This window comes from Rhodococcus sp. NPDC003382, assembly GCF_053589135.1.
On the sequence record NZ_JBSFRH010000006.1, the window covers coordinates 86,414 to 99,278 of the forward strand.

A 12,865-nucleotide genomic window follows, 5' to 3' on the forward strand; every position below is an offset into this window, starting at 1 on the left:
GGATCGCCGAAACACCGCAGTATTCGGATATCTACCGTAGTGCCTAGAAACCGGTAGATATCCGAATGCGCGAGCGTGCCGCCGAGGCGTGCGCTGTCCGTCCCACGACACGCGTGTCGGCCGGACCTCTGCGCTGCACCGGCCCGGTGTCTGTGTCACGATCTCGTCCGTGAAGCGGGCGGTGGACAGGTGGTCGGGACGGAATCGGCGCGGGCTGCCGCTGGCGGCGGTGCTGGCGGCCGTCGTCGTCGCGACCGGGCAATCTGTCACCGCCTCGGCGGACGAACCGGACGGGCTACCGGGGACCGGGCCGTGCGCGACCGACACCTGGAAGCACGAGTCGCTGGTGCCGTCCGATCTCGACATCCCCGTGCCGTACCCGGTGATCACGACCGTGCCCTATCCGGCGCCGGAACCGGAGCCGGTACGCATCCAACCGGACCCCCTCCCGGCGGACCCGTGCACCGACCCGTGCCCGGACCTGACCGACGAGCCCGAGCGGACCCCGCCGTTGCTGCCCCGCATCGGACTGAAACCGACACCTTTCTACTTCGGCCTGCCCGTGCCCGGACCCGAGCCGCAGCCCCCCGCGCCCGAACCCGGCGGTGAGATCGCGCCGATCGAACCCGCCCCGCAGGTTCCGGCACCTCCGGTGCCGAACGTCGTGGACGTCACCACCGTTGCCAAGGAAACCGGTGCCGGCTCGATCAACCGGACCGACAAGCGCTGGCAGGTGCACGGCACCGATCTCGGCATCATGTGGGAGTCGGAGCCGGGAAGGATCGCCGTCGCATTCGGCGACACGGTCGGCAAGGGTTTCCACCCGCCGGGCGGACAGGGCGAGGACTGGCGCAGCAACGTCCTCGCGTTCAGCACCGACCGCGACCTCGCCGACGGCATGACCTTCGATTCGATGGTGCAGGACTCGCGCTGTCACGCGGCCGAGATCCTGAGCAGCCGCAAGCTCGACAACGTCGAGATCACCGTGATCCCCACCTCGGGCTTCGCGGTCGGATCGCGCCAGTACCTGACCTACATGTCGATCCGCACCTGGAACAGCATCCCCGCCACCTGGTGGACCAACCACGGCGGCATCGCCTACTCCGACGACGGCGGTTCGACCTGGACGAAGGACCCACATGCCCAGTGGGACAACATCTTCGGGGTGACGAACTTCCAGGTGGCGGCGGCGGTGCCCGCCGAAGGCTACGTGTATCTCTTCGGAACCCCGAACACACGCCTCGGATCGGTGGCGCTGGCCCGGGTACCCGAGGATCGGGTGCTCGAGCCCGACGCCTACCAGTACTGGAACAACGGAAACTGGACGCACGTGGGCGGTTACACCGCGGCCACACCGATCGTGCACGCACCGGCCGCGGAGCTCTCCGTGCGATACGACGCCGCCGCAGGCCGGTGGCAGATGGCGTATCTGGACACGGCGAAGGCCGCGATCGTGCTGCGCGAGTCGGACACCCCGCAGGGGGCGTGGTCGGAGAGCGCCCGCCTCGTCGGGGTGGAGGAACACGTCGAACTGTACGGCGGGTTCCTCCACCCGTGGTCGACCGACGAAGACGTGTACTTCATGCTCTCGACCTGGTCCGACTACAACACCTTCCTGCTGCGCACCCGCATCGAGCGGTGATCAGGTTCCGCTGATCTCGTTGGGGGTTCGCGGCAGGGTGCCGGTGGTGATCGCGCCCGTGGTGAGATCGACGGCGTGCAGTTCGTCGTCGGCGGGGTCGGTGACGTATGCGGTGCCGCCCAGCACCTTCAGTGCGGGCCGCGGCTGCTGCCACTCGTCCGGTTCGGTCCACGGATCGACGACGGCGATCTTCCGGATCAGTTCTCCGGTGTGTTCGTCGACGACGTGCAGATTGCCGTCCGTACCGAGCACCAGCGCCTCCCCGTCCGGTCCGCGACCGAGCGACCGGAAGGTGTAACTGGTACCGAGATCGACCAGCCGCAGGTCCGAGGTGACTGTGTCGACCAGCGCAATGCGTTCGGGCCGTTCGAGTTCGGCGTCCGGGTCGGTCTTGTAGTCGCCGAGCACGACATCGGAGTTCGCCGACCCGGCCTGGTTGCCGAGACGTGCATACGGATCGGGAGCGGTGACCTTGGTGATGGTTCCGCCCCGATAGACGAGCATCCCGTCCTCGCACCCGACGACGACCGCGTCGCGGGCGGTTGCTTCACCGTGAACACCCGGGCACTGTTCGTTGGCGGTGACCTCTGTGCCCGCGGCGTCGCGGACGGCGATTCCGTTGCGGGAGCCGCTGTTTCCGAGCGTGACGAGGAGACCGCCGTCGGCCAGCGGTACCGCGACACCGTGATGCGCCTCGGGCAGCGCGACCGTTTCGACGTCGGGGGTACCGTCGGCGAGTTCGGCCGGGTCGAACAGGTCGATGCGGCCGGTGCCGTCGTCGAACAGCGCGGTGCGGCCGGCGTGGGTGACGACGTGTCCAGGTTTGTCGGCCGCGAATTCCGCTGTGGCCCAAGCTGGATCGCCGACGTAGTGATGTGCGTGGTCGCCGTGTGCCTCGGACCAACTGCCGGTGTCCAGTGCCCGGAAGCCACCGGACGTCGTGACGAGCACGTGGCGCCCGTCGCCCGCGGCGTTGAGACGATTGAATCCGTCGACCGGAAGATCTGCGACGACGTCGAGGTTGGTGGCGTCGACGACGAGGATGCCGCCGTCGTAGGTGAGGGCCAATCGCGGCTGCGCCGAGGCGGTCTCGGCGGGGCCGTCCCATGCGGTGGTCTCGGAGGGTTGGTTCGCCGAGCTGTCTGTGTCGGTCGACGAGCATCCCGCGAGCAGGGCGAGGGCGAGACCCGCGGACAGCGTGGCGACGACGGATCGGGGGAGTGGTTTCATGAGCACAGATCTACGCGTTAATGGAAACGAATGTCAAAGTCGAGTATGCGTATGCGTGCATTGTCAGTCGGGTTCTCCGGCGTCGGTCGGGGTCAGGCCGGGGACGCCGGGCAGGACGGGATAGGCGACCGGGCTGCGGGGTGTGGAGGCGAAGCTGCTGCGCACCCGAATCGAGCGGTGATCGGGCTTCACCGCGAAACCCGATTCTCCGGGCGTGGGTGGTCCTGGAACCACGCGGCATAGCGGGCGGCGAGGGGAGCGGCGGTGAGCCCGTGCGCCAGGACCGAGAGCGCGATCGTGATCACCGCGGTGGTCAGAAGTAGTTCCTCGTGGGGCAACTCACCCGGTTCCTCGACGATGAGGATGACGAAGACGATGGTGGCCAGGCCGCGAGGCCCGAACCAGCCGAGGAACGCAACGGTCGGCGCCCGCGGGTGCGTGCCGATCAGGGACAGTGCGACGGGGATCATCCGCACCACCGTCAGGCTCGCAACCGCGTATCCGAGCACAGTCCACGAGAGGTGACCGAGTGCCGGGCCGAGCAGCACGGCCCCGAAGACGATGAATGTGACCGCGCTGAACAGGTCACCGGCCTCGTCGATCATGCGCCCGGCGTTTCCGTCGTCGAGGTCGGCGCGGCGCCGGAGTGTGCCGAAGGTCAGTCCGCCGACGAACGCGGCGATGAACCCGGACCCGCCCAGCGGCACGGCAGCGGTGTAGGCGAGCAGGGCCGCGGTCACCGGCACGGTGTGAGCCCACAGCGGATCGAGGGTGTGTCGTCGGCCGGCGGTCACCAGGATCGCGGCGGCGAGTGCACCCGCTGCGGCCCCGGCGACGATCCCGTACCCGATCTGTTCGGCAACCAGACGGGCGGCCGCACCACCGCCGATCGTGCCCGCTTCGGCCTGCGCGATCGCGAGCACGATCAGGAACAACGGCACGCAGATACCGTCGTTGAGCCCGCTCTCCACGTTCAATCCCTGCCGTATCCGTGTCGGCAGCACGGGCAGGGTGACCACGGCCTGGCCGAGCGCGGCGTCGGTGGGGGCGAGGATCACCGCGAGGAGCATCGCCTCGGGCCACGAGAGGCCGGGAAGCGCGATCGCGGCGGCACCGAATCCCGCGGCGATGGTCAGCGGCAGTCCGATCCCGAGAAGTCGCGCGGGCAAGGAGATCTCGGTGCGGAGTTCGGGGAGGTCGACGCGAGCGGCGTCGGAGAACAGCACCAGCGCCAAGGTCACCTCGGCCAGTAATTTGACGATCTCGGCGGTGACGTGCACGTCGACCGCACCGGCCGCCTCGACGCCGAGCAGCAGCCCGCTGACGGTGAAGACGATCGGAGCGGTGATCGGCGTGCCCTCCACTCGCCGGGAGATCGCCGCGAAACCGAGCAGGACTACGGCGATCGCGGGCAATGCCCAGGTCATCGCGGCTACCCCCTTACACCCTGTCACCGGCGCGCCGACCGGAGTGCCGGTCCGGTGTGTTTCGGAGGACCCTATTGTTCCCCGGCCGGGCCGGAGACGACGGCACTTCGTGGCTTCCCGCGGACCCGGCCGACGCGCGGCCGACGTCCGATCCGGAACCGCCGCGAATCACCGTTCGGATGAACGCGGAATCGCGCAGGCCTGTCGTTACCATCGACCGATGGACCCGGTCCGCAACCCGTATGCCCCGGGCGCGGGACAGCGCCCGCCCGAACTCGCCGGCCGCGACAGGCAGCTCTCGGCGTTCGAAGTGGTGCTCGAACGCATCGCGCGGGGCCGTCCGGAACGGAGCGTCGTGCTCACCGGGCTGCGCGGCGTCGGCAAGACCGTGCTGCTCAACCAGCTGCGCTCGGCCGCGATCGCCCGCAGTTGGGGCACCGGCAAGATCGAAGCGCGCCCCGACCAGGACCTGCGGCGACCGCTGTCCTCGGCGCTGCACATGGCGGTGCGGGAGATCGCGGCGGCTCATCCGGACCGCGAGTCGGTCGACTACTTCCTCGGCGTCCTCAAGTCGTTCGCGCTGCGCGCCACCGCGGACAAGGGGATGCGCGAGCGCTGGCAGCCGGGGATCGACGCGCCCGCCGTCAAGGGTCGCGCGGATTCCGGTGACATCGAGATCGACCTGGTGGAACTGCTCGTCGACGCGTCCGGTCTTGCCCGCGACGTCGGCGTGGGCATCGCGCTGTTCATCGACGAGATGCAGGACCTCGGAGCAGCCGACGTGTCGGCGATCTGCGGGGCCTGCCACGAACTGAGCCAGGACGCGGCACCGCTCATCGTCGTCGGCGCGGGCCTGCCACACCTACCGGCGGTGCTGTCCGCGTCGAAGAGCTACTCGGAGCGGCTGTTCACCTATCACCGCATCGACCGATTGGATCGTTCCGCCGCCGACCTCGCGCTCATCGCCCCCGCCGCACGCGAGGACGTGGAGTTCACGCAGGACGCGCTCGATGCCCTCTACGAAACAGCCGACGGATACCCCTACTTCGTGCAGGCCTACGGCAAGGCGACGTGGGACGTGGCAGCGGCGAGCCCGATCACCGTGGACGACGTGCGGGTCGCCGCGCCGGCCGCCGAGGAGGAACTCGCCGTCGGGTTCTTCGGATCCCGGTACGAACGCGCGACGCCCGCCGAACGGGAATACATGCGTGCGATGGCCGACCTGTCCGGCGACGACGGGCCCGTCGCCACGTCGAAGATCGCAGCGGAGCTCGGGCGGAAACCGGCGTCGCTGTCCCCGGCGAGGGACGGGCTCATCAAGAAGGGGCTGATCTACTCCGCCGAGCGGGGTTTCATCGGGTTCACCGTGCCGCACTTCGGACGGTATCTGCGCGCTCAATCCGATTGAGCTGCGCCCGAATACGATTCAGCGCCCGGTGCTGGGCGATGCGGACCGCGCCCGGTGTGGTGCCGAGCATCGCGGCGGTGCGTTCGGTGCTGTAGCCCTGCATGACCCGCAATTTCAGCACGAGCAGCTGCTGTTCGGGGAGCGTCGTCATGAGCTGTTGCGCGGCGGCGATCAACTCCTCGTCGAGTACGGCTTCCTCGGGGCCGGGGACCGTCACCTCGTGCACGTGCGGCACGGAACGGGCCGCCCCGCGGCGGGCGTCGGCGATCTTCCGGGTGGCGATACCGAAAGCGAAGCGCAGCACCGAGGTTCCCTGGTCGCGGTAACGGGGGAGTGCGCGGGTCAGCGCGAGGCACACCTCCTGGACGAGATCCTCGACCGGGGTGTGGGCGCGGGTGTGCGCGTCCATCCGTGCGTCGCAGAACCGCATCACGTGGGGATGGACCGAGCGCACCACCACACCCACGGCGTGCGGTTCACCCGCGACGGCCCGCGGAACCCAATTGCGGAGCAGGGCTTCGGTTTCGGTATCGGTCACGGTGGTTCCTCTCGGTGCGGGAATTCGACACCTCGAGCGTGCGCCTCCGTGGCCTCACGAAACAGCACCCCTGGGGGTGGTCAGTCCTCCACCCACCGCACGACGTCGTCGAGTTCGGCGCGGTCGGTCCGGCAGGTGTTCGCCGGATGCGACTCGTCGGCGTAGCCGAACGAGACCGCGCACACGATGTCGCGCTCCTCGGAGATGTTCAGCTCCTTCCTGAGGGCTGTTGCCGTCATCGCGACCGCCGCCTGAGGTACGGCGGCGATCCCGAGGGACTGCGCGGCGAGCAGCAGAGTGGCGACGTAGCCGCCGCAGTCGACGGCGCCGTACGTTCCGAGCTGCTTGTCGCTGGTGATGATCGCGACGTGCGGGGCGCCGAAGAACCGGTAGTTCTCGAGCATCTGCCGGGTGCGCTCGGGGAAGTCGTCGCGCGCGATGCCCAGTGCGTTGTACAGGGCGTACCCCGCGTTGCGCCGGCGCTCGGCGTACTCGCCGCGGTATTCGGCGGGGCCCGCGATGTCCGGGTCGAGAACCCCCGAGACGGCCTGCTCGTACGTCGCGGCGCGGAGCCGGTCGGTGGCATCACCGCTGGTCACGTGAACCTGCCACGGCTGCGAGTTGCACCACGACGGGGTGCGCTGCGCCATCCGCAGCATGCGTTCGATGTCCTCGCGCGGCACCTGCTTGGACAGGAACGCGCGGCAGCTGTACCGGGTGTCGAGCAGCGTCGACAGGATCGTCGCATCGTTGGCAGTCATAGGCTCACGATCGCACACGGCGGGAGCTAGCGCTCGTTCAGGTCCTGGGTCCGGTATTGCGAAGAGAGCGTTACCGCCCACCTGCGACCATCGGGCGCTCGGCCTCTCGGGCGAGTCGCTCGAGGAACGGGACGACCCTCGACTCGAGCGCCGAGTTGTAGGCCTGCGGCCGCTGGATCGGATCGGCGTGCCCGGTGCCCGCGAGTCGCACCACCCGCAAGAAGCCCTGGGGTCCGCCGATGCGGTCGAACAGAACCTTCTGGGTGTAGTCCACATCGACGACCTCGTCATCGGTGCCGTGCCGGGGTCGAAGGAACACCACCGCCGGAGGTCGCCGGTCCTTCCGATGGGACGCAAGCACCCCGAGGTTGTCGAGCGCACCGGAAGCCACGATCGCCTCGAATTGCGCCTCGATCAACCCGTTGCTGGCGGCATCGGTGGAGAAGATCTTGTCCTGGAGCACTTCGGTGACCGCTTCGACCAGCGCGCCGGGATCGACGGTGGGCAAGCGGTTCGGGCGCGTGACGAGATAGTGGTCTTTGCGGGCAGCGGTTTCGACCACCAGGCGCAACGTGCGGCTTTCCCGTGCTCCGGGCAGCCAGCCCATCCAGCGCAGCAGATCTTCCCCGGTGTCTCGTGCATCGGCCCGCACCGCGTGCAGATCGATCGGCGTGCAGTCCAAGATCACGGCCAGCAGGTTCACCTCCGGATCGGTGACGACATGCTCGGCCACCTCGAGAGCGATGATGCCGCCCATGCTGTGTCCGACCAGCACAATCCGCTCCACCTCGGTGTGTTCGGCACGATCGAGGATCATCCGGGCGATCACGGCGGTGTCGAGGCCGGCGTTGTCGTACTGCACCGCCCACACCTGACCCAGCTCGGCCAATGCCGGAAGCGCGCGGGCGGTGTCGGTGGCATCGAGATTGCCCAACCCGACCAGATCCACCACTGCGGTGGTCCGGTCGGCCGGCTCCGCAGCATCGAAGATCGGATGCAGGTACGGCTGGGTGTGAGCCAATCGGGCCCGCTCCGGTGCGACGTCATGGATCCAGTACTGCCCGTACAGCGTCAGCAGCGCCACGAGAACGAGGGTCAGCCACACCAAAGCTCGGCGCACACGCGCGAACCGCCTCCAACGGTGACCGAACCGAGTGCTGTGCAAAGCAGCTCGGCGACGCTCATCGCTCCAGTCTGTTACCGGACACGGTGCCAGAGGCAGATGATCGGTCATGCACTTCTCAGTGTAGTGATCTCGACTGGGGTGTCGCCCGAGTCTGCGACCGGCGAGCTGCGTCATTCACTCGACGACAGGGCGCTGCTGGGTGTGCGGGTGGTCAGGCACCGGACGCGATGTGCCGCAGCGCTGTTCGCCCCAGTACCGAAGAGCTGCCTGCGACCGAGATCCGATCAGTAGAGCTCGTCGATCACCGCCTGCGAGAGGACGGCCGCGGTCGGCTGTCCGTCGGGTCCGGTCATCATGTTCGCCCAGGCGATCACGGTGATGTCGCGTTCCGGATCGTGTCCCATGAACGAGTTGTAGCCGGGAAGCTCCCCGCTGTGTCCGTACAGGCTGCCGTACTTCGCGATCCCCAGGCCGTAGGCGGCACTGTCGGGGTTGGCCGGGTCGATCGAGATGACGCTGGCGAGACGCTCCTCCTGCATCCGGTCGTCCAGCAGCTCGCCGCCGACGAGTGCCTTCACGAAGCGGGCGAGGTCGTTGCTGGTGGAGATCCCCGCACCGGCGACCCATCCCCAGGAGGGATTGATGTCGGTCACGTCGTTGGGTTGCAACGTTCCCGCGGCCGCCTCGGCAGCCTGCTCCGCCGGCAACACCCCGCCGGTGGCGACGAAGTCGGTGACCGTGCCGAAAAGGTAGCCCCGCGCGTGCTGCTCGGGGATCACGTTGGATGTCCGGGCGGGCATCAGCGTGCGTTCCAAGCCGAGCGGCTCGAAGATACGTTCGTCGATTGCTTGCTCGACCGGTTCGCCGGTGAGCTGCTCGATGATCAGCCCGAGCAGGACCGTGTTGGCGTTCGAGTAGAGGTACCCCTCGCCGGGTGCGAAGGCGACCGGCTGAGCGAAAGAGAGTGCGAGGAGCTCATCCGGCGTCCAGACGCGGTCGGGCGTTTCGTCCATCGACCGGGCGATCTCGGGCAGGCCGCTGTAATCCGCCAGGCCGCTGCGCATGTTCAGCAGCATCTCGACGGTGATGTCGTCGCCGTTGGGCACGCCCTCGCGATACTTCGAGACCGGGTCGTCGAGACTGAGCTTGCCCTCCTGGACGAGTTGCAGGACGATCGTGCCGGTCATGGGCTTGGTGTTGCTGCCGATGCGGAGCTGGTCGTCGAAGCCGATCGGCTCCTGCTCCCCGACCGTGCGCGAACCGAACGTGAGCAGGCAGTCGCCCAGCTCCGGCGAGAGCACCATGACGACCGCACCCGGTACGTTCATGCTGTCGGCCAGGCCGGCCAGGTCGGGTTCCATCTGCTGGCAGTAGGCCGGGACGGAGTCGGTCGATTCCGAGACCGGATCCGCGGCGTCGGTGGACGTGCAGCCGGCCAGGAGCATGCCGGGAAGTACGACGACCAACCCCACCGTCGCGGTGCGCAGCGAACCGAGCATGCCCATATCGCCTCCAGGTGTGGCCAACCCTACCGCGTGGCCGCCGTCGGCATACCCGAATCACGTGCGGCGACCCGTCGGTTGCGTCGGCCGTGGATCTTCCGGCGAGACCTCCGGGGTGTCCGTGCTCCGGACGCGGCGGGCCCTGGGGGAAACCGGACAGGGAGATCGGTTTACAGGGTGGTCAGCAGTTGGCGCATGGTGTCGATTTCCTGCTGTTGAGTGTCGATGATGGTGCGGGCCATGGTGATTGCTTCGGGAGACTGTCCGTTCTCGACCTCGGTCTGCGCCATGGCGATGGCGCCTTCGTGGTGGACGATCATCTGGGTGAGGAACAGCCGGGCGGCCTCGGTGCCCTGCGCGGCGGACAGCGCCTGCATGTCCTCGTCGCTCATCATTCCCTGCATGCCCGGCATGGACTGCATGGGCATGGACTGCATGGGCATGGACTGCATGGGCATGGACTCCATCGGCATCGGCTCCATGGGCATGGACGTCATGCCGGGCATGTTCGGCCCGGCCCCCGGAGCGTCGGTGGGCATCTGCGGCTGACTCCACTGGCCGAGCCAGGATTCGAGCTGCTCGATCTCCGGTCCCTGCGCGGCCTTGATCTGCTCGGCCAGCGCGGTCACCTCGGGGGAAATGCCCTCTTTCGCCAGGATGATGTCGCTCATCTCGATCGCCTGGGCATGGTGCGGAATCATCATGCGGGCGAACATCACATCCGCCTGATTGTGCGTTACGGCCTCTTCGGCGGGCGTGGTGACGGTGGTGCTCGACGGGGCGGCAGTGGTGCCCGTGTCGGAGTCGCCGCACGCGGCCGCGGTGAACGCCACCGCAAGCGCCGCTACACCGGCAGCGAGAGTCTTCTTGTCCATCAGGGTGTTCCCTTCCTCGAATGGCCATGGAGCACAGGTGAACCTGCGACGAGCATCTGCCGACGAGCAGCGAACTCGTCGGCGTCGATCTCGCCGCGGGCGAAACGCGTCTCGAGCAGCCGCAGCGGATCGGGTTCCTGGCCGCCGCGTCCGGATCCGTCCACCCGGTCGGAACGGAACATCATCGCTACCAGATAGATCACCACCGCCCAGAACGCGACCATGCACACGGCCATGACGATCCATCCGGTCCAGGTCAGCTGACCTGCCCAGCCCATCATGATCGCCTCCCTTCCCCGGTTCGTGTGTCCAGCCTGGCGCTCCTACCCCGCGACTGCTGTGGAGGTCGTATGAAGATTTGCTCAAGAAGCCCGACCACAGCGTTCGTCGTAGTGAGCGCCGGTGAAGATGGACGTCATGGACTCCTTTGCGCGCACGCCCACAGCAGCCGGCGACCCGGGGCCGCCGCAACGCCCCACGACAGGGCTGCGGGCGATGGTCGTCGAGGACGAGGCGCCGTTGGCGAACCTGATCGGCTCGTATCTGGAACGCGACGGGTTCGAGACCGTGATCACCGGCGACGGCGCCGACGCGGTGACTCTCGCCCGTCAGGTCGATCCCGATGTCCTGGTCCTCGACCTGGGGCTGCCGGGATTGGACGGTGTCGAAGTGTGCCGGCGACTGCGCACCTTCTCCGATGCGTACGTGGTGATGCTCACCGCCCGCACCGAAGAGGTCGACACCCTCATCGGGCTGTCCGTGGGCGCGGACGACTACATGACCAAACCGTTCAGTCCCCGCGAGTTGATGGCCCGCATCCGGGCCATGCTGCGCCGTCCCCGCGCCGGCCTCGCCGTACCTGCAGCCGAGCCTGTCTCGGCTCCTGCCGATCGGATCCTCCGTTTCGGTGATCTGAGCCTCGATGTCGACGGCCGGGAGGTCACCGTCGGCGGTATGCCGGTGTCCTTGACCCGCACCGAATTCGACGTCCTTGCCGCCTTGGCGCGCGACCCCGGGGTCGTGCTCACCCGCGCCCAGCTGATCGAGACGGTGTGGGGGCCGACCTGGACGGGGGACGAGCACCTCGTCGACGTGCACATCGGTCATCTGCGTCGCAAACTCGGTGACGACGCCTCACGGGGTCGCTATGTGCGCACCGTCCGCGGGGTCGGCTACCGGATGGGAACCGGCGCATGAACCACCAGTCGTCTCCACGAGAATCGTTGCGGCACAGAGAATCGTTGCGGCGCAGTTTCCCCGGAGCGAGTTTCGGCACCCGGCTGTTTCTCGCGCTGACCGTGGTGGTGGTCGGCTGTGCGGTCAGTGCCTGGCTCGTCGCTTCGTCTCTTGCGCCCGGTATCTTCCACGATCACCTCGGACAGGCCGGCATCGACCACAATTCCAGCCAGGCCGCTCACGTCGAGCAGGCCTTCACCCGGTCGATCGTCCTGGCCTGGGGGCTGGCCGTCGCACTCGCGGTGCTCCTGGCGCTGGTGGTGAGCTGGTATCTGACCCGCCGGGTGCAACGTTCGATCACCGCGGTGACCGCCTCCGCCGCCCGCATTGCCGGTGGCCACTACGACACCCGTCTGGCCAGTCCCGGACTCGGCCGCGAATTCGACGAACTCGCCGTCACCGTCAACGAACTGGCCCGCCGCCTCGACGCCACCGAGACCACCCGGCGCCGTATGCTCGCCGACCTCGGCCACGAGATGCGCACGCCCATCGCCACTCTCGACTCCTACCTCGAAGCCCTCGACGACGGAGTCCGCACCTTCGACGACGAGACCCGCCAGGTCCTGCACGCCGCGACCCAACGGTTGTCCCGGCTCGCCCAGGACATCACCGCCGTCTCCCGCGCCGAAGAACACCTCACCCGCATCCGGCCGGTGCCCACCACCACCGGCGCCCTCGTCGACACCGCGGCCGATGCGGTACGCGAACGGTACGAAAGCGCAGGCGTGGCTCTGCAGACCCGCATCGAAGACTCCGAGATCGTGGCGGTCGATCCGGACCGGATCGGTCAGGTGCTGGGGAACCTGCTCGACAATGCCCTGCGGCACACCCCTCCGGGCGGATTCGTCGCCGTCACCAGCAGGCGAGCCGACGAGGATCGTGTGCAGATCACCGTCGCCGACACCGGCGAAGGCATCGCACCCGATCACCTCGACCATCTCTTCGATCGCTTCTACCGCGTAGACACCGCCCGCGACCGCGAAAGTGGAGGCAGCGGCATCGGACTGACCATCGCCCGGGCCCTCGTCGAAGCCCACCACGGCCGCATCCGGGCCCACAGCGAAGGACCCGGCCGCGGCGCCGTCTTCACCCTCGAACTGCCGATTGCCGGGCTGTGATC

13 protein-coding genes are annotated in these 12,865 nt (G+C 68.2%); 4 read left to right on the plus strand and 9 right to left on the minus strand.

Translation table 11 applies throughout. From position 1 onward, the window contains the following. Positions 1-169 precede the first annotated feature (169 nt). Complete coding sequence (locus ACWDUD_RS06580; protein ID WP_450108764.1) at positions 170-1,642, plus strand: DUF4185 domain-containing protein; 1,473 nt, start codon at positions 170-172, stop codon at positions 1,640-1,642. Here ACWDUD_RS06580 and aztD read toward each other — a convergent pair whose 3' ends face one another. The 3 genes from aztD to ACWDUD_RS06595 form a co-directional block, all read right to left on the minus strand. Continuing rightward, a complete protein-coding gene (aztD, locus tag ACWDUD_RS06585) occupies positions 1,643-2,872 on the minus strand; it encodes a zinc metallochaperone AztD (RefSeq protein ID WP_450108765.1) in 1,230 nt (409 codons plus the stop codon). Between the two features lie 63 nt (positions 2,873-2,935). Further along, the gene (locus tag ACWDUD_RS06590) at positions 2,936-3,064 is read right to left on the minus strand and encodes a hypothetical protein (protein WP_269437552.1); all 129 of its coding nucleotides are present in this window, start codon (positions 3,062-3,064) and stop codon (positions 2,936-2,938) included. Continuing rightward, positions 3,061-4,299 (minus strand): cation:proton antiporter domain-containing protein, encoded by a 1,239-nt coding sequence (locus ACWDUD_RS06595; protein WP_450108766.1) that lies wholly within the window; start codon positions 4,297-4,299, stop codon positions 3,061-3,063. The genes ACWDUD_RS06590 and ACWDUD_RS06595 overlap by 4 nt, the downstream gene beginning before the upstream one ends. Positions 4,300-4,519: 220 nt before the next feature. Here ACWDUD_RS06595 and ACWDUD_RS06600 point away from each other — a divergent pair, with 220 nt between their 5' ends. Further along, positions 4,520-5,707 (plus strand): AAA family ATPase, encoded by a 1,188-nt coding sequence (locus tag ACWDUD_RS06600; protein WP_450108767.1) that lies wholly within the window; start codon positions 4,520-4,522, stop codon positions 5,705-5,707. Here the strand turns inward: ACWDUD_RS06600 and ACWDUD_RS06605 are convergent. The 6 genes from ACWDUD_RS06605 to ACWDUD_RS06630 all read right to left on the minus strand — a co-directional run bounded on the left by ACWDUD_RS06605 (position 5,661) and on the right by ACWDUD_RS06630 (position 10,790). Beyond that, complete coding sequence (locus ACWDUD_RS06605) at positions 5,661-6,245, minus strand: sigma-70 family RNA polymerase sigma factor (RefSeq protein ID WP_450108768.1); 585 nt, start codon at positions 6,243-6,245, stop codon at positions 5,661-5,663. The two genes, ACWDUD_RS06600 and ACWDUD_RS06605, sit on opposite strands and share 47 nt — an antisense overlap. An 80-nt stretch (positions 6,246-6,325) precedes the next feature. Next, positions 6,326-7,006, minus strand: a complete 681-nt coding sequence (locus tag ACWDUD_RS06610; protein WP_450108769.1) for a nitroreductase — start codon at positions 7,004-7,006, stop codon at positions 6,326-6,328. 70 nt (positions 7,007-7,076) lie between these two features. Next, positions 7,077-8,240 (minus strand): alpha/beta fold hydrolase, encoded by a 1,164-nt coding sequence (locus ACWDUD_RS06615; protein WP_450108770.1) that lies wholly within the window; start codon positions 8,238-8,240, stop codon positions 7,077-7,079. 176 nt (positions 8,241-8,416) lie between these two features. Further along, positions 8,417-9,637, minus strand: a complete 1,221-nt coding sequence (locus ACWDUD_RS06620; RefSeq protein WP_450108771.1) for a serine hydrolase domain-containing protein — start codon at positions 9,635-9,637, stop codon at positions 8,417-8,419. 167 nt (positions 9,638-9,804) lie between these two features. Further along, positions 9,805-10,509 carry a DUF305 domain-containing protein gene (locus ACWDUD_RS06625; protein WP_450108772.1) on the minus strand — a complete coding sequence of 235 codons (705 nt, stop codon included), beginning with the start codon at positions 10,507-10,509 and terminating at the stop codon, positions 9,805-9,807. Further along, positions 10,509-10,790, minus strand: a complete 282-nt coding sequence (locus ACWDUD_RS06630; RefSeq protein ID WP_450108773.1) for an SHOCT domain-containing protein — start codon at positions 10,788-10,790, stop codon at positions 10,509-10,511. The genes ACWDUD_RS06625 and ACWDUD_RS06630 overlap by 1 nt, the downstream gene beginning before the upstream one ends. 136 nt (positions 10,791-10,926) lie before the next feature. On the opposite strand from ACWDUD_RS06630, the gene ACWDUD_RS06635 reads away from it, so the two are divergent. Both ACWDUD_RS06635 and ACWDUD_RS06640 read left to right on the plus strand, forming a co-directional pair. Beyond that, positions 10,927-11,706 carry a winged helix-turn-helix domain-containing protein gene (locus ACWDUD_RS06635; RefSeq protein ID WP_450108774.1) on the plus strand — a complete coding sequence of 260 codons (780 nt, stop codon included), beginning with the start codon at positions 10,927-10,929 and terminating at the stop codon, positions 11,704-11,706. Next, positions 11,703-12,863, plus strand: coding sequence for a sensor histidine kinase (locus ACWDUD_RS06640; RefSeq protein WP_450108775.1), 1,161 nt, complete (start codon positions 11,703-11,705; stop codon positions 12,861-12,863). Before ACWDUD_RS06635 ends, ACWDUD_RS06640 begins: the two co-directional genes overlap by 4 nt. Positions 12,864-12,865: the final 2 nt, after the last annotated feature.

What these genes read in the sequence shown, in the direction of transcription:
- aztD (WP_450108765.1), bottom strand. Translation starts at nt 2,872, where the DNA reads ATGAAACCACTCCCCCGATCCGTCGTCGCCACGCTGTCCGCGGGTCTC.
- ACWDUD_RS06595 (WP_450108766.1), bottom strand. Translation starts at nt 4,299, where the DNA reads ATGACCTGGGCATTGCCCGCGATCGCCGTAGTCCTGCTCGGTTTCGCG.
- ACWDUD_RS06600 (WP_450108767.1), top strand. Translation starts at nt 4,520, where the DNA reads ATGGACCCGGTCCGCAACCCGTATGCCCCGGGCGCGGGACAGCGCCCG.
- ACWDUD_RS06610 (WP_450108769.1), bottom strand. Translation starts at nt 7,006, where the DNA reads ATGACTGCCAACGATGCGACGATCCTGTCGACGCTGCTCGACACCCGG.
- ACWDUD_RS06615 (WP_450108770.1), bottom strand. Translation starts at nt 8,240, where the DNA reads ATGACCGATCATCTGCCTCTGGCACCGTGTCCGGTAACAGACTGGAGC.
- ACWDUD_RS06620 (WP_450108771.1), bottom strand. Translation starts at nt 9,637, where the DNA reads ATGGGCATGCTCGGTTCGCTGCGCACCGCGACGGTGGGGTTGGTCGTC.
- ACWDUD_RS06625 (WP_450108772.1), bottom strand. Translation starts at nt 10,509, where the DNA reads ATGGACAAGAAGACTCTCGCTGCCGGTGTAGCGGCGCTTGCGGTGGCG.
- ACWDUD_RS06630 (WP_450108773.1), bottom strand. Translation starts at nt 10,790, where the DNA reads ATGATGGGCTGGGCAGGTCAGCTGACCTGGACCGGATGGATCGTCATG.
- ACWDUD_RS06635 (WP_450108774.1), top strand. Translation starts at nt 10,927, where the DNA reads ATGGACTCCTTTGCGCGCACGCCCACAGCAGCCGGCGACCCGGGGCCG.
- ACWDUD_RS06640 (WP_450108775.1), top strand. Translation starts at nt 11,703, where the DNA reads ATGAACCACCAGTCGTCTCCACGAGAATCGTTGCGGCACAGAGAATCG.